Annotated in this window: 20 protein-coding genes; 9 read left to right on the forward strand and 11 right to left on the reverse strand. The window is 62.6% G+C overall.

All coding sequences use genetic code 11. The annotated features are described in order from the left end of the window. Positions 1–327: 327 nt before the first annotated feature. On the forward strand, positions 328–1,068 hold the full coding sequence (locus AC1Q8Q_RS30620) for a response regulator (protein ID WP_020800967.1): 741 nt from the start codon (positions 328–330) through the stop codon (positions 1,066–1,068). Between the two features lie 105 nt (positions 1,069–1,173). Continuing rightward, entirely contained in the window at positions 1,174–1,386 is a 213-nt protein-coding gene (locus AC1Q8Q_RS30625) for a hypothetical protein (protein ID WP_020800966.1), read from the forward strand. Positions 1,387–1,463: 77 nt separating this feature from the next. On the opposite strand, the gene AC1Q8Q_RS30630 is transcribed toward AC1Q8Q_RS30625, so the two are convergent. The 11 genes from AC1Q8Q_RS30630 to AC1Q8Q_RS30680 all read right to left on the reverse strand — a co-directional run bounded on the left by AC1Q8Q_RS30630 (position 1,464) and on the right by AC1Q8Q_RS30680 (position 12,638). Further along, on the reverse strand, positions 1,464–2,894 hold the full coding sequence (locus tag AC1Q8Q_RS30630) for an FAD/NAD(P)-binding protein (RefSeq protein WP_033043850.1): 1,431 nt from the start codon (positions 2,892–2,894) through the stop codon (positions 1,464–1,466). A gap of 14 nt (positions 2,895–2,908) precedes the next feature. Continuing rightward, positions 2,909–3,676: an ABC transporter ATP-binding protein gene (locus AC1Q8Q_RS30635; protein WP_033043851.1), complete on the reverse strand. Its 768-nt coding sequence runs from the start codon at positions 3,674–3,676 to the stop codon at positions 2,909–2,911. A 3-nt stretch (positions 3,677–3,679) separates the two neighbouring features. Continuing rightward, a complete protein-coding gene (locus AC1Q8Q_RS30640; RefSeq protein ID WP_492615901.1) occupies positions 3,680–5,020 on the reverse strand; it encodes an ABC transporter substrate-binding protein in 1,341 nt (446 codons plus the stop codon). A gap of 26 nt (positions 5,021–5,046) precedes the next feature. Further along, a complete protein-coding gene (locus AC1Q8Q_RS30645; RefSeq protein WP_489325494.1) occupies positions 5,047–6,096 on the reverse strand; it encodes a branched-chain amino acid ABC transporter permease in 1,050 nt (349 codons plus the stop codon). A gap of 4 nt (positions 6,097–6,100) precedes the next feature. Further along, a complete protein-coding gene (locus AC1Q8Q_RS30650) occupies positions 6,101–6,982 on the reverse strand; it encodes a branched-chain amino acid ABC transporter permease (RefSeq protein WP_020800961.1) in 882 nt (293 codons plus the stop codon). After that, positions 6,982–7,758, reverse strand: coding sequence for an ABC transporter ATP-binding protein (locus AC1Q8Q_RS30655; protein ID WP_492615902.1), 777 nt, complete (start codon positions 7,756–7,758; stop codon positions 6,982–6,984). Before AC1Q8Q_RS30655 ends, AC1Q8Q_RS30650 begins: the two co-directional genes overlap by 1 nt. Further along, the gene (locus AC1Q8Q_RS30660) at positions 7,755–8,660 is read right to left on the reverse strand and encodes an acyl-CoA synthetase family protein (protein WP_083349325.1); all 906 of its coding nucleotides are present in this window, start codon (positions 8,658–8,660) and stop codon (positions 7,755–7,757) included. The genes AC1Q8Q_RS30655 and AC1Q8Q_RS30660 overlap by 4 nt, the downstream gene beginning before the upstream one ends. 176 nt (positions 8,661–8,836) lie before the next feature. Beyond that, positions 8,837–10,240, reverse strand: coding sequence for an LLM class flavin-dependent oxidoreductase (locus tag AC1Q8Q_RS30665; RefSeq protein WP_168758381.1), 1,404 nt, complete (start codon positions 10,238–10,240; stop codon positions 8,837–8,839). Continuing rightward, positions 10,240–10,689: an acyl-CoA dehydrogenase gene (locus AC1Q8Q_RS30670; RefSeq protein WP_033043274.1), complete on the reverse strand. Its 450-nt coding sequence runs from the start codon at positions 10,687–10,689 to the stop codon at positions 10,240–10,242. Before AC1Q8Q_RS30670 ends, AC1Q8Q_RS30665 begins: the two co-directional genes overlap by 1 nt. A 10-nt stretch (positions 10,690–10,699) precedes the next feature. Then, positions 10,700–11,917, reverse strand: a complete 1,218-nt coding sequence (locus AC1Q8Q_RS30675; protein WP_033043273.1) for an SfnB family sulfur acquisition oxidoreductase — start codon at positions 11,915–11,917, stop codon at positions 10,700–10,702. 157 nt (positions 11,918–12,074) lie between these two features. After that, entirely contained in the window at positions 12,075–12,638 is a 564-nt protein-coding gene (locus AC1Q8Q_RS30680) for a helix-turn-helix domain-containing protein (RefSeq protein WP_020800954.1), read from the reverse strand. Positions 12,639–12,653: 15 nt separating this feature from the next. Here AC1Q8Q_RS30680 and AC1Q8Q_RS30685 point away from each other — a divergent pair, with 15 nt between their 5' ends. From AC1Q8Q_RS30685 to AC1Q8Q_RS30715, 7 genes are all read left to right on the forward strand, one after another. After that, complete coding sequence (locus tag AC1Q8Q_RS30685; RefSeq protein ID WP_175582350.1) at positions 12,654–13,658, forward strand: DMT family transporter; 1,005 nt, start codon at positions 12,654–12,656, stop codon at positions 13,656–13,658. A 244-nt stretch (positions 13,659–13,902) separates the two neighbouring features. Beyond that, on the forward strand, positions 13,903–16,821 hold the full coding sequence (locus tag AC1Q8Q_RS30690; RefSeq protein WP_492598717.1) for a monovalent cation/H+ antiporter subunit A: 2,919 nt from the start codon (positions 13,903–13,905) through the stop codon (positions 16,819–16,821). Next, positions 16,821–17,165: a Na+/H+ antiporter subunit C gene (locus AC1Q8Q_RS30695; RefSeq protein ID WP_007986256.1), complete on the forward strand. Its 345-nt coding sequence runs from the start codon at positions 16,821–16,823 to the stop codon at positions 17,163–17,165. Before AC1Q8Q_RS30690 ends, AC1Q8Q_RS30695 begins: the two co-directional genes overlap by 1 nt. Beyond that, a complete protein-coding gene (locus AC1Q8Q_RS30700) occupies positions 17,162–18,847 on the forward strand; it encodes a monovalent cation/H+ antiporter subunit D (RefSeq protein ID WP_020800952.1) in 1,686 nt (561 codons plus the stop codon). The genes AC1Q8Q_RS30695 and AC1Q8Q_RS30700 overlap by 4 nt, the downstream gene beginning before the upstream one ends. Beyond that, the gene (locus AC1Q8Q_RS30705) at positions 18,844–19,332 is read left to right on the forward strand and encodes a Na+/H+ antiporter subunit E (protein ID WP_432668312.1); all 489 of its coding nucleotides are present in this window, start codon (positions 18,844–18,846) and stop codon (positions 19,330–19,332) included. Before AC1Q8Q_RS30700 ends, AC1Q8Q_RS30705 begins: the two co-directional genes overlap by 4 nt. Then, positions 19,329–19,607 (forward strand): K+/H+ antiporter subunit F, encoded by a 279-nt coding sequence (locus AC1Q8Q_RS30710; RefSeq protein ID WP_008063386.1) that lies wholly within the window; start codon positions 19,329–19,331, stop codon positions 19,605–19,607. Before AC1Q8Q_RS30705 ends, AC1Q8Q_RS30710 begins: the two co-directional genes overlap by 4 nt. Beyond that, entirely contained in the window at positions 19,604–19,966 is a 363-nt protein-coding gene (locus tag AC1Q8Q_RS30715; RefSeq protein WP_008063389.1) for a Na+/H+ antiporter subunit G, read from the forward strand. The genes AC1Q8Q_RS30710 and AC1Q8Q_RS30715 overlap by 4 nt, the downstream gene beginning before the upstream one ends. Positions 19,967–20,104: the final 138 nt, after the last annotated feature.

Genomic DNA, 20,104 nt, shown 5'->3' on the forward strand with positions numbered 1-20,104 from the left:
GCGGCGGGCCCACGGAGCAGGACCGGAGCGAGGGTATGCCGAGCATTAGCGAGGCACCGAACGCCAGGGGCAAGAGCGTTTGGTTACTTTGCGCTCTTCAAAGTGACTCGCTGTAAGAGCGAAACCATAGGTGGCCGTTACCGCTGGAATGGATATGTACACCTGAAAGAGAATTGGTTGACTGTAAGGGCGCCTTCGCCGGCAAGCCTGGCTCCTACAGTAAATCAGTAGATCAGTAGATCGGGTACATCCGAGAGCTATGAGGCCGCCTTCGCTGGCAACCCAACGCCTACAAAATGTATCGTTGCAAAAAAAGAGGATCGACCGATGGACCACGTCAACCACATCCTGATCGTCGACGACGATCGCGAAATCCGCGAACTCGTCGGCAACTACTTGAAGAAAAACGGCCTGCGCACCACCGTGGTCCCCGATGGCCGGCACATGCGCAGCTTCCTCGAAGCCAACCAGGTCGACCTGATCGTGCTCGACATCATGTTGCCCGGCGACGACGGCCTGGTGCTGTGCCGCGAACTTCGCGCGGGTAAGCACAAAGCCACGCCGATCCTGATGCTCACCGCTCGCAACGATGAAACCGACCGTATCCTCGGCCTGGAAATGGGCGCTGACGACTACCTGACCAAACCCTTCTCCGCCCGCGAACTGCTGGCGCGGATCAACGCCGTATTGCGCCGTACCCGCATGCTGCCACCCAATCTGCTGATCAGCGAAAGCGGTCGGATGCTCGGTTTTGGCCGCTGGCGCCTGGACACCACCGCCCGTCATTTGCTCGACGAAGACGGCACCCTGGTGGCCCTCAGTGGCGCCGAATACCGCCTGCTGCGGGTGTTCCTCGATCACCCGCAACGGGTTCTGAGTCGCGACCAATTGCTCAACCTGACCCAAGGCCGCGACGCCGATCTGTTCGACCGTTCGATTGATTTGCTGGTCAGCCGCCTGCGCCAACGACTCAAGGACGACTCACGGGAATCGACCTACATCAAGACCGTGCGCAGCGAGGGATACGTGTTCTCCTACCCGGTGGAAATGCTCGATGCACAGGCCTGAATAGATCAACACCCTCGATAACGACTATGCGCAAGGGTGTTTTTTCATCGCGACGCTCCAGCACTACAGTAGCCACATCTTCTCCCCACGCTCTGGAGCAACATCATGAAAAGCCTCATCGGTCTCGGCTTCGCCCTTTCGGTGCTTGGCGCCACTAGCGCCATTGCCGCCCCCCACGCCACTACCCCGCTGGTTGCAGCGGCGAAAGTCAGCCAGCCGGCAACACTCAACGTGAACACCGTCAGCGCTGACCAGAAAGACAAACTCTACGTCGCAGAAAACCGCCCTGAGTTCGGCTCCAAGTATCAGCGCTATTGATCAACAGCCTTGGGCTGCCTGAAACAACAAACCCCGCCAATGCGGGGTTTGTTGCATCTACACAGCTCCTACAGGGTTTATGGTGTTGCCAATCGCGCGGCCAGTGCCTTGGCCTGGCTTGCGACATCTGTGACCGCAGTGCTTTCCCACCACATCCCGCGCAACGGTGGGCCCATGGCAAACAGGCGGCTCGCAGCCTGACCATCGGCATCCAGTACCGCACCGTCGACCTCGGCCGCAATGCCCAGCGCCAGGTGTCCTGGGCGAATCAGCCCGCGCGCCAGCAATTGCCGGGGCAATGGTCGCGCCACCCGTCGCCAGTCATATTCGATGCCGCTGGAGTTGATCAATGCCGCGCCACTGACGACAACGGTTTGCGTTTCACCTCGGCGGCGAATTCGAATACTCACCTCATTGCCCGAAGAAGGCTCCAGCCCTTTGAACGAGGCTGCCTGAATCTGCAACCGCCCTTCCTTGTGCAGGCGCTCCACCAGTTCGGCGCTCAACGGTGGCGAGCGGTGATGATGGCTTTCCCACCACGGCCGTACATGGCGCACGAATTGCCGACGCTGCAGGTCAGTGGCCTGACTCCACAGACGGCCGATGTGCGCCCGCACCGTGTCCAGCGGTGCCTGCCAGTCAATGCCCCGTGCGATGGCATCGCGGCAATGCCGGCGTAATTCACGCACCAGCTGTCGTGGCGTGCGAATGCTCTGATCCTCGGCCAGGAAATCCACCCAGGCCGGTGGTTGGCGCCGCACATGGGGCAACAGGCCGTGACGGGAAAACACGTTGATCGGCCCGCGATGCCCGGCCTGTTCCAGCGACACCACGGCATCGACCATGGTCAGCCCCGAGCCGATGATCAGCACCGTCGACTGCGGATCGAGCTGGCGCATCGCAGCAACATCCCACGGGTCAAGCGCCGCCGCGTTCAAACCGCTGGACTGCGTCTGCGGCGTGCGCGCGGCCGGGAACATCCCCGTCGCGAGCACGGCAAAGGAACCCTGCAGTCGCTGGCCGTCGCTCAAGCTCAAGCGCACCGACTGCGCATCGGTTTGCAGATCCACCACCTCGGCGCGCACATGCTCGACCGTCGAGCCGTTCAACGCACCCAGCGCTTGCGCCTCGGCCAGGCGTTGCTGCACGTACAGGCCGAAAATCCCCCGGGGCGGGAACAACTCGCTGATCGGTACATGCTGCTCATCCGACTCCGGCCAGCCGCCGGCCGCAATGTAGTCGGTCAACCATTGGGTCAGGTCATCGGCGTTGTCCGGATCGACACTCATGCGCGCCGCGTTGCCGTTAAGCGTATGCCCCAGCTCCACGGCGCTGTAGGCCTCTCCGCGCCCGAGCTCCGCGCGCGGTTCGATCACCAGCACCTGACGCTTGCCCGGCAGGCGTAACAGTTGCGCCGCCAACATCGTGCCGCTGAGGCCGCCGCCGACAATCAGGATGTCCGCGTGACGGATGACGTCGCTCGCCTGTCCGTTTTGGGTTTCACTCATGCCGTTCTCACTGCTCAGTGTTTACCTAGATAGAAGTCATGCAGATCGCCCCGGGCCAGCAGCTCGCTGGCGCTGCCGGACAACACCACCCGGCCGGTGTCGAGGACATAGGCCGTGGAAGCGTACTTGAGCGCCACATTAATATTTTGCTCGGCAATCAGGAAGCTCACCTGTGCCTCGCGGTTGAGCTGGGCGACGATCTCGAAAATCTCCTGGACGATGATAGGCGCCAAACCCATGGAAGGTTCGTCGAGCAGTACCAAAGTAGGACGTGTCATCAATGCGCGGCCGATGGCGACCATCTGCTGTTCGCCACCGGACGTTAGGCCGGCCTGGGTCTTGCGCTTGGTTTTCAGGCGCGGAAACCAGGCGTAGATGCGCTCCAGGTCCCGGGCCATGTCCTGGCGACTCAAGCCGCGGACAAATCCACCACTGCGCAAGTTGTCCTCCACCGTCAATTGCGCGAAGACGTGCCGGCCCTCCAGTACGTGGACCATCCCTTCGCGCACCCGCAGGCTCGGATCGACGCCTGCGGTATCACGCCCCAGGAACTCGATGCTGCCACGACTGACCTCGGCCCGCTCGGCCCGCACCAGGCCGGAAATCGCCTTGAGCGTGGTGCTTTTACCCGCGCCGTTGGCGCCGAGCAACGCGACGATGCCGCCCTTGGGCACCGTCAGCGAGACGCCGGCCACAGCCAGGATCGCGCCGTCGTAGATCACTTCGATGTCATTGACCCGCAACAAATCGTTGACGGCAATGTCGCTGGCGGCATGGCTCATGGCTTATTCCTCCGCGGTGCAGGTGCGTGGCGTCAGGCCTTTTTCCTTGGCGAACGCGGCGGATTTCTCATCGATCAATGGCCGCAACAACGCACGGTCGGCGGCGATCCAGTCACTGATCAGCGTCCAGTTGGCGCCGTCCCACTGCTGCACCCGCGCCGAACCGCCGCCCTCGTGATCCTTGCAAGACAGCTTGAGGTTCTGCATCAGGCCGAAGTAACCCATGTCCTTGAGCCGCGCATCGTCGATATTCAGATGTTCCAGGCCCCAACGCCCTTCCTCACCGTTGAGCGGGCGCTTGCCGAATTTGCCCTGGGCGGTGCGAATCGCTTCCACCGCCACGGCGGCATTCACCAGCCCGGAGTTGTAGTAGACGCTGCCGAAATTCTTCAGGTCCTTGAGGTCGCTCTTGCCCTTGTCGAGGATGTATTGCTTGAGGCGCTTGTGGATCTCGAAGTCAGTGCCGGCCGGGTACGGCGTCAGCGCCAGGTAGCCTTTGGCAGCAGCGCCAGCGGGCAGCACGTCTTCGCTGGAGCTGGCCCAGATGTCGCCGACGATGTGGTCCACCGGGAAGCCGAAACGCGCAGCGGTCTTGACCGCCACCGGGGTCGACACGCCCCAGGTGCGCAGGAACACCCAGTCCGGGTTGAGCTGACGGATCTGCCGCCATTGCGCCGATTGCTCATTGCCGGGATCGGCCACCGGAATCTGGATGTTCTCGAAGCCGTACCGCTCGGCCAACAACTTCAGCGGCCCCAGGGTTTCGCGACCGTATGCGGAGTCGTGGTAGACCGTGGCGATTTTCTTGCCCTTGAGTTTGTCGAAGCCACCCTCTCGCTGGGCGATGTAGTTGATCAGGCTGGAGGCTTCGCTGTAGAAGGTCAGCATCACCGGGAAGTTGTACGGGAACACCGTGCCGTCGGTGGCTTCGGTGCGGCCATAACCCAGGGTGATCAGCGGAATCCTGTCGACTTCCGCCCGTTCACTCAGGGCATAGGCCGCCGGCGCGCCGTTAGGTTGATAGACCGCTACGGGCGCGCCATCCAGGCCATTCTTGAAGCGCTCGTAACACTCGATGCCCTTCTCCGCCGTCCATTCGGTTTCGCATTCCTGCCAAACCAGTTTCACCCCATTGATCCCGCCTTCGACCTCGTTGATGTAGTTGAGGTAATCGATCATCCCGGCCCACACCTGTACGCCGCTGGAGGCGTAGGCGCCGACCCGGTAAGTGGCCAACGGAAAGAACTGCTGGTCCGCCGAGGCCTGGGCCATCGGTACTGCACTGCCGAAAACCGCCAGCACCAAAGCGGCGCCGAGCAGGGAGCGTTTCAAGGATGCACGCATGTTGTCTCTCTAGTAGTGGGAAGGATTCAGAAGCGCAGCGGCCAGTGGCCCAGCCGTTCACGAAGATTGCCCAGCAGGCGGATCAAGCCTTCCGGTTCCTTGATCAGGAACAGGATGATCAGCACGCCGAAGATGATTTTTTGCAGGTTTTGCAGCTGCCCGGCATCCACCGCGCCACCGAGCAAGGCTTGGCCGAGGTGGCTGAGCAGGATTGGCAACAGGCTGATGAATGCCGCGCCGACGAAGTTGCCGGCGATGCTGCCCATGCCACCGATAATGATGATGAACAGGATCTGGAATGATCGATTGATATCGAAACTGCTGGCACTGGCGGTGCCCAGGTAGGCAAAGGCCCACAAGGCGCCGGCGATGCCCAGGTAGAACGAGCTGACGGCAAATGCCAGGAGCTTGTAGCGCGCCACGGGAATACCAATGACGGCAGCGGCGGTGTCCATGTCGCGGATCGCCATCCAGTTGCGGCCGATCTGGCTTTTCACCAGGTTCACCGCGACCCAGGTCAGCAGCAGCACAGTGGTCAGGGTCAGCCAATAGCGGCCCAGCGGCGTGTTCAGGTCATGGCCAAACAGCGCCAGTTTCGGTGCGGTAATTGTGCCGGACGAGCCGTAGTTGTAGAACCAGGGGAATTTGACGAACAGCCACTCCAGGAAAAACTGCGCCGCCAGGGTGGTGACCATCAGGTAAAAGCCCTTGATCCGCGAACTCGGCAGCCCGAAGAAAAAGCCCACCACCGCACTGATCAAACCGCCACCCAGCAACGCCACTGGCAGACCCAGCTCAGGCAAACGCAACAGAAAACCGTACGTGGCAAACGCCCCGACCGCCATGAACCCGGCCGCACCCACCGAGGTTTGCCCGGTGTAGCCGGTCAGCAGGTTCAGGCCAAGTCCTGCCAGGGACAGCACCAGGAACGGAATCAGAATGGCGTTCAACCAATAGTCGTTGCCGGTCAGTGGAACGACGACAACCGCAATCAGCAACAAGCCGACCAGACCGAACGGCACGCGGCGCCGGACCAACACCGCCGGTGCGGTTTCACGGGTAAGGGAAATCGACATGGGTTCAGACTCGCTCGATGGCGCGCTCGCCGAACAGGCCGGCGGGACGGATGTAAAGGAAGGCCAGGGCCAGGACATAAGCAAACCACGGCGTGATGCCGCCACCGATCAGCGGGCCGATGTAGACCTCGGCGAGGTTCTCCGCCGCACCGACGATCAGCCCGCCGACAATCGCCCCGCCAATCGAGGTGAAACCACCGATGATCAACACCGGCAACGCCTTGAGCACCACCAGCGACAGGGAAAACTGCACCCCTTGTCGTGCCCCCCAGAGCAACCCGGCCACGAGTCCGACCACTCCGGCCACGGCCCAGACGATCTGCCAGATGCGGTTGAGGTTGATGCCGATGGACAGCGCGGCGGTGGTGTCATCTGCCACCGCCCGCAACGAGATGCCGATGCGGGTCTTGTTGAACAGCAGTGCCAGCACCGTCACCAGCACGATGGCCGCAGCGGCGGCGATCAGGTCGAACTGGCTGAACATCATCGCGCCAATGAACAGCGGCACGTCGTCGATGCCCAGGTCCAGCGCCCGGACCTGCGAGCCCATCAAGCCTTGCGCCAGGCCTTCGATGATGAAGGACAGGCCGAGCGTGGCCATGAACAGGGTGATCTGTGAGCGATTGACCAAGGGTCGCAGCACCAGCCGCTCGATCAACAGCGCGCCAACGATCATCACCAGCACTGTCAACAGCAGCGCCAGGGCAAACGGCACACCCTGATCGTGCAGGCTGACGAAAGTCAGCGCGGCGAACAACAGCATCGCGCCCTGGGCGAAATTGAACACACCGCTGGCCTTGTAGATCAGCACGAAGCCGATGGCGACCAGCGAATACAGGGTTCCAGCGAGCAAGCCGCCGAGCAGGGTTTCAACGAAGAACGTCATCAGTGCACCACTCCCAGATACGCCGCGATCACCTCAGGGTTGGCCTGCACCTGGGCAGGCGTGCCATCGCCAACCTTGCGCCCGTAGTCGAGTACCACCACATGGTCGGACAGGCCCATCACCACGCTCATGTCGTGTTCGATCAACACCACCGTGGCGCCAAGGTCACGGTTGATGTAGGCGATGAAACGGGCCATATCCTGTTTTTCCTCGGCGTTCATCCCGGCCATCGGCTCGTCGAGCAGCAATAGGCTCGGACCGGCGATCAGGGCGCGGCCCAGCTCGACGCGCTTTTGCAGGCCATAGGCGAGATTGCCCACCGGCACATCGCGTTGGGCTTGCAGTTCGAGGAATTCGAGGATGCCTTGGGCCTGCTGGCGAAACTGTTCGGCTTCAAGCCGGGCTCGCGGCAAACCCAATGCCTGCTCGATGAAGCTGCTGCGCAGGTGTCGCGACAGGCCGGTCAGGAGGTTGTCGATCACGCTCATTTTCTTGAACAGCGCGTTGTTCTGGAACGTTCGGCCTATGCCCCGGCGCGCAGCGCTCAAAGGATCGATGCGCTTGAAAGACTGCTGCTCGAACACGATCGAACCGGCATCGAAGCGGTACACGCCGTTGAGCACATTGAGCAACGAACTCTTGCCCGCCCCGTTGGGGCCGATCAACGCGCAGATCTCGCCACGGCGCACATCGAACGACAGGTCGTTGATCGCCTTGACGCCTTTGAAGGACAGGGAAATACCGCTGACTTGCAGGATGGAATCGGTCGAGATCATGCGATGTTCCGTTTGAATTCGGCGAGCCAGGCAGGCGTGGATTGCGCTTGCGCGGTGCGCGTGGCTTGCCAGATGAAGTGCAGGTTGTGAAAGCCCAGCAGGCGGCGGACGCGGGTCTTGATCAGGCGTTGCAGGGGCTTTTGCGGCTGGGCAATGGCCCAGTCGCACAGGCGGCGGCGCCAGGTGCCCGGTGACGCGAGGCGGCTTTCGATTTCCATGGCAAGCAGTTGCAGGCGCCCGGCGGAGAGCAGCAAGCCCGAAGGCGCCACTTCACGGCGATCACGACTGGCGCTGCCAGGGCTTTCCGGGAAAGCCAGGGTTTGCCCGACACCGAGCCATTGTTTGAACAATACCGCCAGGCCGTCCTGCCATTCGGTGCCCTCTTCGCTCCATAACTGTTCTGCGTTCACACCGAGGCGAAGCCGTTGCGGATGCTCTGTCGGGCCCAGCAGCTCGGCGAAGTCGAGCAACGACTGGCCCTGGTTGAGCCAGAGTTGCCGCGCCTGCCGTCCCTGCACAAAGGCGTGGCCAGGGCTGCTGCGCCACAGGACGTTGTGCAAGGCGGGAGCGTCGAGGTTGTCGGCGATGGCCAGCACCTCGCCGCCGATGTGCTGAGCCGCCAGGGCCAGCAGCAACAGGTTCGGCTCGAAGGCGCCGCTGACGGCCAGCCGCGAATCCTCATCGAATCCTTGCTGGCGCAAGCCATCGGCCAGGCGCTCGACATCGCGCAAGACATCGATCCAGCGCCAGGCAAACCATTGCCCGTGACGCTTGTGCCGCAGCGCTGGCTGCAAAGGACTGATTTGCGCCCAATGGCGCAATTGCTCCAGCGCCTTGGGTGCGCTGACCTGCCATTCCCTGGTATCCGCAATCGGCGGACGCTTGAGTTCGTGCACGCTCATGGGTTGACCTCCTGTTCATGGGTAATGTGGGAGCGAGCCTGCTCGCGAAGATGCCATGATCGTTCCCACGCTCTGCGTGGGAACGCCGCCATGGACGCTCTGCGTCCGCTCCTGATGCAGGGACGCGGAGCGTCCCGGGATGCATTCCCACGCAGAGCGTGGGAACGATCATCTACTCAGGCAGACACCACCTTTCTCTCCTGCTGCCGCAACCCCGCCAGATCGCGGTACCCGCTGCCCGGATGAATCTGCGGCAAGCGCGGTCCTTCACCGAACAACTTCTCGCGCAATGTCCCCGGCGCGTATTCGGTCTTGTACACACCGCGTTTCTGCAACTCCGGCACCAGCAACTCCACGGCATTGATGAACGTTTCGTGGGTCAGCGCATACGCCAGGTTGAAGCCATCCACATCCGTCTCCTCGACCCATTCCTGCAGCAGATCGGCAACGGTTTCCGGGCTCCCGACAAACAACGGGCCAAAGCCACCGATGCCCACCCAGTCGGCCAGTTCATTGGGGGTCCAGACCTTGTTCGGATTGGCCGTGGAGAACGCCTCCACCGCCGATTGAATGGCATTGGTGTGCACATGCTTGAGCGGTTCATCCGGGTTGAACTGACTGAAATCGATGCCCGTCCAGCCGGAAATCAACGCCATCGCGCCCTCATAACTGACCCAGCTCTTGTATTCCTCGAACTTGGCCTTGGCCTTGGCGTCGGTCTCGCCGAGGATCACCGTCTGCAGGTTGAAAATCAGGATCTTCGACGGATCACGCCCCGCCTGCGCTGCACGCTTGCGGATGTCGGCCACGGTTTTCTTCAGCAGCACTTTCGACGGTGCGGCGACGAACACACACTCGGCATGCTCGGCGGCGAACTGCTTGCCGCGACTTGACGCCCCCGCCTGATACAACACCGGAGTGCGTTGCGGCGAGGGCTCGCAGAGGTGAATCCCCGGTACCTGGAAGTGTTTGCCGACATGTTGGATCTCGTGGATTTTGCTCGGGTCGCTGAAGATCCGCCGCTCGCGATCGCGCAGGATCGCGCCCTCTTCCCAACTGCCCTCCCAGAGCTTGTAGCAAACCTGCAGGTACTCTTCGGCGAAGTCGTAGCGGGCGTCGTGTTCGGTCTGGGTTTTCTGCCCGAGGTTCTTCGCCCCGCTCTCCAGGTACGAGGTCACGATGTTCCAGCCAGCGCGGCCCTTGGTCAGGTGATCGAGGGTCGACAGGCGTCGGGCAAACGGGTACGGATGCTCGAACGACAGCGACGCGGTCAGGCCAAAGCCCAGGTGTTCGGTCACCAGCGCCATCGGCGGGATCAGTTGCAGCGGGTCGTTGACCGGCACCTGGGCCGCCTGGCGGATTGCCGCATCGCCGTTACCGTTATAGACGTCGTAGATGCCAAGCACATCGGCGATGAACAGGCCGTCGAACTTGCCGCGCTCGAGGATTTTCGCCAGATCTGTCCAGTATTCCAGGTCCTTGTACTGCCAGGAACGATCCCGCGGATGCGCCCACAACCCTGGCGACTGATGGCCGACGCAGTTCATGTCGAAAGCATTGAGACGGATTTCACGGGCCATCAAACGGCTCCCTTGGTTGATGTGTGCAAGCTGGGCGGGTGAATGCCGTTGAGGCGAAAGTTGCCGATGAGGTGGAGCTTGCCGCGCAGCGGATCGTGCAGCGAGCCCGGCAACGCGGTGCGCTGCCCCGTGAGTTCGAATTCGGCGTTGCTGGCTGTGCTCAATGCCTCGGCACTGGCCAGACGGGATTCGGCTTCGGCGATGCTGACTTCGATGTCGTCAGTGCCACTGGCGAGAAATTCTTCAGCGCGTTCCAGCAGCGCAGCGGCCACTTCGATGCGGATGTGCACATCGCCAAGGCGGCTGATCACCAGAGGCTCATCAGTTGCCTGGTTGTGCTGGCGGACGAAACGCAAGGTCGCATCGAGCAGGCTACGCGCGTTGTGCAGGTCATGCCGGCTGTTGGCCAGGGGTTGCCCGGCGGCAATCGGTTGGGTCAAGGCGTTCATGGTGGACTCCTCAGTTCCAGGCGTGGCGCGCAGGCTTTACGCCGTTGAGCAGGTAGTTGCCGATCAAGTGGAATTTCCAGCGCGCCGGGTCGTGCAGCGTATGGGTGCGGGCGTTGCGCCAGTGACGGTCGAGGTTGTATTTGCCGAGCACCGAGCGGGTACCGGCCAGTTCGAAGAGCTTGCTGCTGGTGAGCAAGGCGATTTCGGCGGACAGCACCTTGGCCTGGGCGACCACCACCGAGGCGTGCGCCACCGTGTCTTCATTGGCGTCGAGCAGCGCGGCGTCAATGGCCTGGCCGGCCTTTTTCAGGATCGCTTCGCTACCCCGCACACGCCATTCGAGATCGCCGATGGCGGCAATGCTGAACGGGTCCTGCCAGCCGTGGTCCTGGCCGCTGTCGATCCATGGCCGCGCTTCACGGGCGTAGCGCTTGGTTTCTTCCAGGGCACCCACGGCGATACCGGTGTCCACGGCGGCCTGGATGATTTGTGAGATCGGGCCGTCGGCGGTTGGCTCATCGAAGGCTTTGTGGGCCGGGATCACCGCGCTGAGCGGGACCTGCACCGCGTTCAGGGTCACGCCACCGCTGGCGGTGGTGCGCTGGCCGAATCCGTCCCAACTGTCGATCACCGTCAAACCGGGATTGTCACGCTCGATGAAGGCGATGAACGCCTGGTTCTGTTCGTTGACCGCCACCGCCGGCACGATGTGCGCAAACAGCGCGCCGGTGCAGTAGAACTTCTCGCCGTCGATTTGCGCGGTGTCGTCGTTGAAGTGAATACGGGTTTCAAAAGCCCCGGCGTGTTTGCTTTTCGATTCCGAGAAGGCGTTGCCGAAGCGGTAACCCTGCAGCACTTTGCCGAAGTAGTACTGCTTCTGCTCTTCGCTGGCGGTTTGCACCAGGATGTCGAGCACGCCAAGGTGGTTTTGCGGGATCTGGCCCAGGGAAGAATCAGCGGCGGAAATGATCTTGATCACTTCGGCGACGGTCACATAAGACACTCCGGCGCCACCGTAGGCTTTTGGCACGGTGATGCCCCAGAGGCCGCTAGCGGAGAACTCGTCGAGCTCGGCAACCGGCAGACGTCGTTCGCGATCGCGCACGCTGGCTTCGACGGCGAATCGCGCCGCGAGCTTGTGGGCGATGGCAATCGCTTCCGCATCCGAGCGGATCACATGGGCAGGGCTCACACTGGCCGAGCGGGGGGATTGGGCTGAGGCTGTCATGGGCCGACTCCGGGTTCTGGGTGAATGCACCAGAGCTATTGCAGGAGTCGTGCCTGAATTTAAATTCGTTATTTATCAAAATCTTAACGAATTATTAGAGAAAAGCTTTTAGCTTCAGAACAGCAAAATGTTTATCCAGTGTTGACCGGCCAACAGTTCAGATCACCACATTGCGCACAAAGCGCACCGCGACTTCTCCCTCGTTGCGATAGGAATGCGGCTGGTTGCTGGCGAACATGAAGAACTCGCCGGCGGCGATCTTGTGCGGCACCTCGCCGACCATCACCGTCAGGCAGCCTTCGAACACGTAGAACTGTTCGCTCCAGCCTTCGGCGTCAGGCTCCGACGGATAATGCTCGCCCGGCTCCAGGCGCCATTCCCAGAGTTCGACTTCACGGGTGGCATTGGCCTTGGCCAGCAGCACCGCCTTGCTACCGGGGATCGTTCCGGCCCAGGCGAGTTCGTTGATGCGGCTATGGTCGCGCACATCGGGGGCCTGGATCAGGTCGCTGAAGGCCACGTCCAACGCTTCGGCGACACGGTCGAGGGTGGTCAGGCTAACGTTCTTTTCGCCGGCCTCGATCGCCACCAGCATCCGGCGACTGACACCGGATTTTTCCGCCAACGCGGTCTGGCTCATATCGGCGGCATGGCGCAACCGCCGAATGTTCTGGCTGACGTGTTGCAGGACCGAAGCCCGGGGCGAGGAATCTTTGTGCACTATATTGCTCACTTGATGGTGTTGCGCAGTATACTGCCCAACTTCGGGCGCATTGTGCGTCCCCCTCAAACAGTGTGCAAGATCATGACGTCGGTGAACTCCTCCCAGGCTCCCTCCCGTTTCCTGCGACTCAGCAAGGCCGAGTGCGTGCTGGTGTTGATCACCATGGTCTGGGGCGGGACCTTTCTGCTGGTCCAGCATGCGATGACCGTCAGTGGCCCGATGTTTTTCGTCGGCCTGCGCTTTGCCGCCGCCGCGATCATCGTCGCGCTGTTCTCCTGGCGCAGCCTGCGGGACCTGACCTTGTTTGAATTGAAGGCCGGCGCCTTCATCGGCGTGGCGATCATGCTCGGCTACGGCCTGCAGACGGTCGGGCTGCAAAGCATTCCCAGCAGCCAGTCGGCGTTCATTACCGCGCTGTACGTGCCCTTCGTGCCGTTGCTGCAATGGCTGGTACTGGGGCGTCGTCCGGGGCTGATGCCAAGTATTGGCATCATGCTGGCATTTACCGGGTTGATGCTGCTGTCGGGCCCTTCCGGCGCGGCATTGAACTTCAGCCCCGGTGAAATCGCTACCTTGATCAGCGCCATTGCCATTGCGGCGGAGATCATCCTGATCAGCAACTTTGCCGGCCAGGTCGATGTGAAACGGGTGACCGTGGTGCAATTGGCGGTCACGTCGCTGCTGTCGTTCCTGATGGTGGTGCCGACCCAGGAACACATTCCTGATTTCTCCTGGTTGCTGTTGTGCAGTGCCCTTGGGCTGGGCGCGGCGAGTGCGGCGATCCAGGTGGCGATGAACTGGGCGCAGAAGAGTGTTTCGCCAACCCGCGCGACCTTGATCTATGCCGGTGAGCCGGTGTGGGCCGGGATTGTCGGGCGGATCGCCGGGGAGCGACTGCCGGCGATTGCGCTGGTGGGGGCGGGATTGATCGTGGCGGCGGTGATTGTCAGCGAGTTGAAAACCAAGGGTAAGGCCGCTGTGGCTGAGGAAGCGTTGGAGCGGGAAACCCAGGGTTAACCGCAAAATCTGCAACGTCTGGAAGATAGCTTTCGCGAGCAGGCTCGCTCCCACAGTTGAAATGCATTCTCCTGTGGGAGCGAGCCTGCTCGCGAAGAGGCCGGACCTGCTGAACGCAGGCCTTCGAAACAATGTGAAGCAAGACTTTTCCGTCTACCTTGTAGGATTCTGCGACAGCTTGGCGTTTGGCGATCCGGGAACTGGCACGTATGATGCTTCACAAACTTCCGCAGATTAGAAGCCTATGTCCCTGATAGTTCTACTGCTTCTGCCTTTCATAGGCAGCTGTCTGGCAGCGGTGCTGCCTCACAACGCGCGTAATACCGAATCGTTATTGGCTGGCCTGGTCGCTTTGATCGGCACCGTCCAGGTCGCCCTGCTGTACCCGCAAATCGCCCATGGCGGCGTGATCCGCGAAGAATTCCTTTGGCTGCCCAGCCTTGGCCTGAACTTTGTCCTGCGCATGGACGGTTTCGCCTGGCTGTTCTCGATGCTGGTGCTGGGCATCGGCACGCTGGTGTCGCTGTACGCCCGCTACTACATGTCGCCGGACGATCCGGTACCGCGTTTCTTCGCGTTTTTCCTGGCGTTCATGGGTGCCATGCTCGGGCTGGTGATCTCCGGCAACCTCATCCAGATCGTGTTTTTCTGGGAGCTGACCAGCCTCTTCTCGTTCCTGTTGATCGGCTATTGGCACCACCGCGCCGACGCGCGACGCGGTGCTTATATGGCGCTGATGGTCACCGGTGCGGGCGGCTTGTGCCTTTTGGCGGGGGTCATGCTGCTTGGCCATGTGGTCGGCAGCTATGACCTGGACAAGGTCCTGGCCGCCGGCGAGCTGATTCGTGCTCATGCCCTCTACCCTATCCTGCTGCCCCTGATCCTGATCGGCGCGCTAAGCAAAAGCGCGCAATTCCCCTTCCACTTCTGGCTGCCCCACGCCATGGCCGCGCCGACACCGGTTTCGGCCTATCTGCACTCGGCAACGATGGTCAAGGCCGGGGTGTTCCTGCTGGCTCGCCTGTGGCCGTCGCTCTCGGGCAGTGAAGAATGGTTCTACATCGTCAGTGGTGCCGGCGCCGCCACCCTGCTGCTCGGCGCGTATTGCGCGATGTTCCAGAACGACCTCAAGGGCCTGCTGGCGTACTCGACCATCAGCCACCTGGGCCTGATCACCCTGCTGCTGGGCCTGAACAGCCCGCTGGCCGCCGTAGCCGCGGTGTTCCACATCCTCAACCACGCCACGTTCAAGGCCTCGCTGTTCATGGCGGCCGGCATCATTGACCACGAAAGCGGCACCCGCGACATCCGCCGGCTCAACGGCCTGTTCAAGCTGATTCCGTTCACCGCGACCCTGGCCATGGTCGCCAGCGCCTCCATGGCCGGCGTGCCGCTGCTCAACGGCTTCCTGTCCAAGGAGATGTTCTTCGCCGAGACCGTGTTCATCAACGCCACGGCCTGGATCGAAGCCACCCTGCCGATCGTCGCGACCATCGCCGGGACCTTCAGCGTCGCCTATTCCCTGCGTTTCACCGTTGACGTGTTCTTCGGCCCGACCGCTACCGACCTGCCCCACACCCCGCACGAGCCGCCGCGCTGGATGCGCGCGCCGGTCGAGCTGCTGGTGTTCACCTGCCTGGTGGTGGGGATCTTCCCGGCGCAAGTGGTCGGCCCGTTGCTCGCCGCTGCCGCGCAACCGGTCGTGGGCGGCACCTTGCCCGAGTACAGCCTGGCGATCTGGCACGGCTTGAACGCGCCGATGATCATGAGCCTGATCGCCATGTCCGGCGGCATCGCGCTGTACCTGCTATTGCGCAAGCAGCTCAAGCTCGGTCGCTTCCATTACCCGCCGCTGATTGGCCGCTTCAATGGCAAGCGCCTGTTCGAACGCAGCCTGGTGCTGATGATGCGCCTGGCCCGACGCCTGGAACCGCTGATCAATACCCGGCGCCTGCAGATGCAATTGTTCCTGATGGTGCTCGCCGCGGTCCTGGCCGGGTTGATCCCGATGTTGCACAGCAGCCTGCACTGGGGCGACCGACCGAAAATCCCGGGCTCGATCGTGTTCGTCATCCTCTGGCTGCTGGCGATTGCCTGCGCCCTCGGCGCCGCATACCAGGCCAAGTACCATCGTCTGGCCGCCCTGACCATGGTCAGCGTCTGCGGCCTGATGACCTGCGTGACCTTCGTCTGGTTCTCGGCCCCGGACCTGGCGTTGACGCAACTGGTGGTCGAAGTGGTGACCACGGTGTTGATCCTGCTGGGCCTGCGCTGGCTGCCACGGCGAATCGAAGAGGTTTCGCCGCTGCCGAGCAGCCTGCGCAGGGCGCGCATCCGCCGCATCCGCGACTTGCTGCTGTCGGCGGTAGTCGGCGGTGGCATGGCGTTGCTGGCCTACGCGATGCTGACCCGCCAGACGCCGAACGACATTTCTTCGTTCTACCTCAGCCGCGCCCTGCCCGAAGGCGGCGGCAGCAACGTGGTCAACGTGATGCTCGTGGACTTCCGCGGCTTCGACACCCTCGGCGAAATCACCGTGCTGGCGGCCGTGGCGCTTACCGTGTTCGCCCTGCTGCGACGCTTCCGTCCGCCGAAGGAAAGCCTGCAGTTGCCGGCCCAGCAGCGCCTGCTCGCGCCGGACGTGGTCACCGACCTGGTCAACCCGCGTCACGCCAGCGACACCGCGCTCGGCTTCATGATGGTCCCGGCGGTGCTGGTGCGCCTGCTGCTGCCAATTGCGCTGGTGGTCTCGTTCTACCTGTTCATGCGCGGGCACAACCAGCCGGGCGGCGGCTTTGTCGCGGGCCTGGTGATGTCGGTGGCGTTCATCCTGCAGTACATGGTCGCCGGCACCCAGTGGGTCGAAGCGCAAATGAGCCTGCGGCCGCTGCGCTGGATGGGCGTCGGCCTGCTGTTCGCCACCGTCACCGGCCTGGGCGCGATGGTCGTCGGCTATCCGTTCCTGACCACCCATACCTGGCATTTCGACCTGCCGCTGCTGGGCGACATTCACCTGGCCAGTGCGCTGTTCTTTGATGTCGGCGTGTACGCCGTGGTGGTCGGTTCGACGCTGTTGATCCTGACCGCCCTCGCCCACCAATCGGTGCGGGGTCACAAGACCGCGGCCCAGCCCAAACTTGTCGTCATCAAGGAGGCTGTCTGATGGAAGAAGTCATCGCCATCGCCATCGGCGTCCTGGCCGCGTCCGGCGTCTGGCTGATCCTGCGTCCGCGGACGTTCCAGGTGGTCATGGGCCTGTGCCTGCTGTCGTACGGTGTCAACCTGTTCATCTTCAGCATGGGCAGCCTGTTCATCGGCAAGGAACCGATCATCAAGGACGGCGTGCCCCAGGATCTGCTGCACTACACCGACCCGCTGCCGCAAGCACTGGTACTCACCGCCATCGTCATCAGCTTCGCCATGACCGCACTGTTCCTGGTGGTCTTGCTGGCTTCGCGCGGCCTGACCGGCACCGACCATGTGGATGGCCGGGAGCCTAAAGAATGAATCCGATGTCGCACCTGATCGCCGCCCCCATCCTGCTGCCGCTGCTGACCGCCGCGATCATGCTGATGCTCGGCGAGAAGCACCGCCCGCTCAAAGCCAAGATCAACCTGTTCTCCAGCCTGCTGGGGCTGGGTATTTCAGTGCTGCTGTTGCAATGGACGCAAACCACCGGCATCGCCGGTTCCATTGGCGTGTATCTGCCGGGCAACTGGCAGGTGCCGTTCGGCCTGGTGCTGGTGGTCGATCGCCTGTCGGCGCTGATGCTGGTGCTGACCGGCATTATCGGCGTCTGTGCGCTGCTGTTCGCCATGGCGCGCTGGGACAGCGCCGGTTCGAGCTTCCACGCGCTGTTCCAGATCCAGCTGATGGGCCTGTACGGCGCCTTCCTGACGGCGGACCTGTTCAACCTGTTCGTGTTTTTCGAAGTGCTGCTGGCCGCGTCCTATGGCTTGATGCTGCACGGGTCGGGCCGGGCGCGGGTGTCGTCGGGGCTGCATTACATCTCGATCAACCTGCTGGCCTCGACCCTGTTCCTGATTGGCGCGGCGCTGATCTACGGCGTCACCGGCACCCTGAACATGGCCGACCTGGCGCTGAAGATCCCGCTGGTGCCCGAAGCCGATCGCGGCCTGTTGCATGCAGGCGCGGGCATCCTGGCGGTGGCGTTCCTGGCCAAGGCCGGGATGTGGCCGCTGAATTTCTGGCTGGTGCCGGCGTACTCCTCGGCCAGCGCGCCGGTGGCGGCGATGTTTGCGATCATGACCAAGGTCGGCATCTACACCTTGCTGCGCCTGTGGACCCTGCTGTTTTCCGGTCAGGCCGGCGCCTCGGCGTACTTCGGTGGCGACTGGCTGATCTACGGCGGTATGGCCACCATCGTTTGCGCGGCAGTGGCGATCCTCGCGGCCCAACGCCTGGAGCGCATGGCCAGCCTGAGCATCCTGGTGTCGGCGGGGATCCTGCTGGCGGCGATCGGCTTCGGCCAGCCCAACCTGATCGCTGCGGCACTGTTCTATGTGGTCAGCTCGACCCTGGCGCTGAGCGCGCTGTTCCTGCTGGCGGAGTTGATCGAACGCTCGCGCTCGGCCAACGAAATGCCCCTGGAGGATGAAAACGAGATGCTGCCTCGGCCGCTGGAATCGTTGTATCCGGTCAAGGGCATCAACCTCGACGACGACCAGAAAGCCGTGGTCGGCCAAGTGATTCCCTGGACCATGGCGTTCCTCGGCTTGAGCTTCATCGCCTGCGCCCTGCTGATCATCGGCATGCCACCGCTTTCCGGGTTCATCGGCAAGCTCAGCCTGCTCAGCGCCCTGCTCAACCCGATGGGTCTGGGCAACGCCGGCGACGCACCGGTATCGAATGCCGCGTGGGGCTTGCTGACGCTGCTGATCCTCTCGGGGATGGCGTCGTTGATCGCCTTTGCCCGTGTCGGCGTCCAGCGTTTCTGGACACCGGCAGAACGCCCCTCGCCTGCGCTGCGGCGCCTGGAATGCGTACCGATTTTTGCGCTGTTGGGCTTGTGCATCCTGCTCACGCTCAAGGCCGAACCGCTGCTGCGCTACACCCAAGCGGCCGCCAACGCCTTGAACAACCCGCAGCAGTATGTGATGGCCGTGCTCGGCACCCGCGTAGTGCCAGGCCCGCAGGCCAGTGCAGCGCTGCTGGAGGTGCAACCATGAAGCGCCTGCTACCTGCGCCATGGCTGTCGCTGGCCCTGTGCCTGTTGTGGTTGCTGCTGAACCTGTCGCTCAGCCCCGGCAACCTGTTGCTGGGCGCCCTGCTGGGGTTTTGCGCGCCTTTAATGATGCGCAAGCTGCGCCCGCTGCCGATTCGCATTCGGCGGCCCGGGGTGATTCTGCGTCTGTTCCTGCTGGTCGGTCGCGATGTGCTGGCGTCCAACCTGGCGGTCGCCTTTGGTGTGCTCAATGCTCGCCGCCGGCCGCCACGCTCAGGGTTCGTCAAGGTGCCGCTGGACCTGCGCGACGCAAATGGCCTGGCCGCGCTGTCGATGATCTGCACGGTGGTCCCCGGCACCGTCTGGTCGGAACTGGCGCTGGACCGCAGCATCCTGCTGCTGCACGTCTTCGACCTGGATGACGAAGCGCTGTTCATCCAGCACTTCAAGGCAGCCTACGAGCGCCCGTTGATGGAGATCTTCGAATGAGCAGCTTGCTGTCCAACGCCATCCTGCTAAGCCTGTTCCTGTTTTGCGTGGCGATGATCCTGACCCTGATCCGCCTGTTCAAGGGCCCATCGGCCCAGGACCGGGTCCTGGCCCTGGATTACCTGTACATCGTGGCGATGCTGATGATGCTGACGCTGGGCATTCGCTATGCCAGTGACACTTACTTCGAGGCGGCGTTGCTGATCGCGCTGTTTGGCTTCGTCGGTTCGTTCGCCCTGGCGAAATTCCTCCTGCGCGGCGAGGTGATCGAATGAGTGCGCCATTATCCTTGTGGGTGGAAATACCCGTGGCCATCCTGCTGGTGCTCGGCAGCCTGTTTGCCCTCATTGGCGCCACTGGCCTGTTGCGGATGAAGGATTACTTCCAGCGCATGCACCCACCGGCCCTGGCCTCGACGCTGGGCGCATGGTGCGTGGCCCTGGCCTCGATCATCTTCTTTTCGGCGCTCAAGTCCGGGCCGGTTTTGCATGCGTGGCTGATACCGATACTGCTGGCGATCACGGTACCGGTGACCACCTTGCTGTTGGCCCGGGCGGCGTTGTTTCGTAAACGCATGGCGGGGGATGATGTGCCGGCGGAGGTTTCTAGTCGGCGTACGGAGAGTGGGGGCTGATTGAAAGATCGCAGTCTGCGTTGATGGAGTACATTCCATTCCTGCGGTAACGGCCACTTATGGTTTCGCCCTTACGGCGAGTCACTTGGAAAAGCCCCAAGTAACCAAGGGCTCTTGCCCCTGACGTTCGGTGCCTCG

This window comes from Pseudomonas sp. GW823-FHT06B06, assembly GCF_058795195.1.

What these genes read in the sequence shown, in the direction of transcription:
- AC1Q8Q_RS30675 (WP_033043273.1), bottom strand. Translation starts at nt 11,917, where the DNA reads ATGACAGCCTCAGCCCAATCCCCCCGCTCGGCCAGTGTGAGCCCTGCC.
- AC1Q8Q_RS30655 (WP_492615902.1), bottom strand. Translation starts at nt 7,758, where the DNA reads ATGATCTCGACCGATTCCATCCTGCAAGTCAGCGGTATTTCCCTGTCC.
- AC1Q8Q_RS30690 (WP_492598717.1), top strand. Translation starts at nt 13,903, where the DNA reads ATGTCCCTGATAGTTCTACTGCTTCTGCCTTTCATAGGCAGCTGTCTG.
- AC1Q8Q_RS30665 (WP_168758381.1), bottom strand. Translation starts at nt 10,240, where the DNA reads ATGGCCCGTGAAATCCGTCTCAATGCTTTCGACATGAACTGCGTCGGC.
- AC1Q8Q_RS30660 (WP_083349325.1), bottom strand. Translation starts at nt 8,660, where the DNA reads ATGAGCGTGCACGAACTCAAGCGTCCGCCGATTGCGGATACCAGGGAA.
- AC1Q8Q_RS30710 (WP_008063386.1), top strand. Translation starts at nt 19,329, where the DNA reads ATGAGCAGCTTGCTGTCCAACGCCATCCTGCTAAGCCTGTTCCTGTTT.
- AC1Q8Q_RS30715 (WP_008063389.1), top strand. Translation starts at nt 19,604, where the DNA reads ATGAGTGCGCCATTATCCTTGTGGGTGGAAATACCCGTGGCCATCCTG.
- AC1Q8Q_RS30645 (WP_489325494.1), bottom strand. Translation starts at nt 6,096, where the DNA reads ATGTCGATTTCCCTTACCCGTGAAACCGCACCGGCGGTGTTGGTCCGG.
- AC1Q8Q_RS30695 (WP_007986256.1), top strand. Translation starts at nt 16,821, where the DNA reads ATGGAAGAAGTCATCGCCATCGCCATCGGCGTCCTGGCCGCGTCCGGC.
- AC1Q8Q_RS30630 (WP_033043850.1), bottom strand. Translation starts at nt 2,894, where the DNA reads ATGAGTGAAACCCAAAACGGACAGGCGAGCGACGTCATCCGTCACGCG.
- AC1Q8Q_RS30705 (WP_432668312.1), top strand. Translation starts at nt 18,844, where the DNA reads ATGAAGCGCCTGCTACCTGCGCCATGGCTGTCGCTGGCCCTGTGCCTG.
- AC1Q8Q_RS30700 (WP_020800952.1), top strand. Translation starts at nt 17,162, where the DNA reads ATGAATCCGATGTCGCACCTGATCGCCGCCCCCATCCTGCTGCCGCTG.
- AC1Q8Q_RS30635 (WP_033043851.1), bottom strand. Translation starts at nt 3,676, where the DNA reads ATGAGCCATGCCGCCAGCGACATTGCCGTCAACGATTTGTTGCGGGTC.
- AC1Q8Q_RS30640 (WP_492615901.1), bottom strand. Translation starts at nt 5,020, where the DNA reads ATGCGTGCATCCTTGAAACGCTCCCTGCTCGGCGCCGCTTTGGTGCTG.
- AC1Q8Q_RS30625 (WP_020800966.1), top strand. Translation starts at nt 1,174, where the DNA reads ATGAAAAGCCTCATCGGTCTCGGCTTCGCCCTTTCGGTGCTTGGCGCC.
- AC1Q8Q_RS30650 (WP_020800961.1), bottom strand. Translation starts at nt 6,982, where the DNA reads ATGACGTTCTTCGTTGAAACCCTGCTCGGCGGCTTGCTCGCTGGAACC.
- AC1Q8Q_RS30620 (WP_020800967.1), top strand. Translation starts at nt 328, where the DNA reads ATGGACCACGTCAACCACATCCTGATCGTCGACGACGATCGCGAAATC.
- AC1Q8Q_RS30685 (WP_175582350.1), top strand. Translation starts at nt 12,654, where the DNA reads ATGGTGTTGCGCAGTATACTGCCCAACTTCGGGCGCATTGTGCGTCCC.
- AC1Q8Q_RS30670 (WP_033043274.1), bottom strand. Translation starts at nt 10,689, where the DNA reads ATGAACGCCTTGACCCAACCGATTGCCGCCGGGCAACCCCTGGCCAAC.